The 1,408-nt window shown below is 39.1% G+C and carries 1 protein-coding gene; it reads right to left on the bottom strand.

The features are described from left to right. Nucleotides 1-1,365 (bottom strand): alanine--tRNA ligase (gene alaS, locus AC1DDX_RS27400; RefSeq protein ID WP_477623032.1); only part of this gene is annotated, 1,365 nt, incomplete at its 3' end. Nucleotides 1,366-1,408: the final 43 nt, after the last annotated feature.

The raw sequence follows: 1,408 nt of genomic DNA, 5'->3' as shown, positions 1-1,408 counted from the left end.
GTTATATTCTTCCATATCAACCGTCCAGCGTTGTTCTCTGGCCATCAATTCAGTTAAATCTATCGGAAATCCATAGGTATCATTCAGCTCAAAAGCAAACTCACCTGAAATCACCATCTGGTCTTTCAATATGCTGTGAACCCATGGATCATCAAATCTTTTTTCAAGCTCAATAGCATTCTCTGCCATTAATACTTCGCCTTGCTTTTTAGTGTAATTATCAAAGCGTTGGATACCTGTAGCTAAAGTTCTTAAGAAAGAAATTTCCTCTTCTAAAACTACCTTTTGCACAAAATCCTGCTGCATTGAAAGCTCATCAAATACCCCTTTAAATTGCTCGGCCAATACAGGCACCAGTTGATTTAAAAACGGGTCTTTAAGGTTAAGGAAAGTATAAGCATACCTAACCGCGCGACGCAAAATACGACGGATCACATAGCCTGCTTTATTATTAGAAGGCAACTGTCCATCGGCAATTACAAACGAAATGGCACGGATATGATCAGCCATCACGCGCATAGCGATATCCGTTTTTTCATCTACACCATAATCAACCCCCGCATGTTTAGCGATGAATTGAATTAAGGGTTGAAAAACATCGGTATCATAGTTTGAAGATTTCTCCTGCAATACGCGAACTAAACGCTCAAAACCCATTCCAGTATCTACATGCTGGGCAGGAAGCGGTTGCAATGAACCATCTTTTAAACGGTTAAACTGCATAAATACATTGTTCCATATCTCAATAACCTGAGGATGGTCGGCATTTACCAGCGATTTACCTTCAACGGCTTTACGCTCCTCATCCGATCTGCAATCAACATGGATTTCAGAGCATGGACCACATGGTCCCGTATCGCCCATTTCCCAAAAATTATCTTTTTTATTACCTAAAATAATGCGGTCTTCAGGAACATATTGCTTCCAAAGCTCGTAAGCCTCGGTATCCCTTGGCAAACCTTCTTTTTCGTCTCCTTCAAAAATGGAAACATATAATTTATCTTTTGGAATTTTATAAACCTCGGTCAATAGTTCCCAGCTCCAGGCAATGGCTTCTTTCTTAAAATAATCGCCAAAGCTCCAGTTTCCAAGCATTTCGAACATGGTATGGTGGTAGGTATCTATCCCTACTTCCTCCAAATCATTATGTTTTCCTGATACGCGCAAACAACGTTGGGTATCAGTTACTCTTGGATATTTTATTGGGGCTTCTCCTAAAAACAAATCTTTAAACTGATTCATTCCCGCATTAGTAAACATTAATGTGGGGTCGTTTTTAACTACAATAGGTGCCGATGAAACAATATGATGTTGTTTTGATTCGAAAAATTTTAAGTATGCCTGTCTGATTTCCTTAGCTGTCATCCTTCTCTTGATTAGTGGAACAAACTTAGATAAAAAAAAAACC

It is taken from the genome of Pedobacter sp. 10L46_2 (assembly GCF_056395165.1).
Note: the sequence above shows the minus strand (reverse complement) of the source record. Positions and strands in the feature narration are given on the sequence as shown.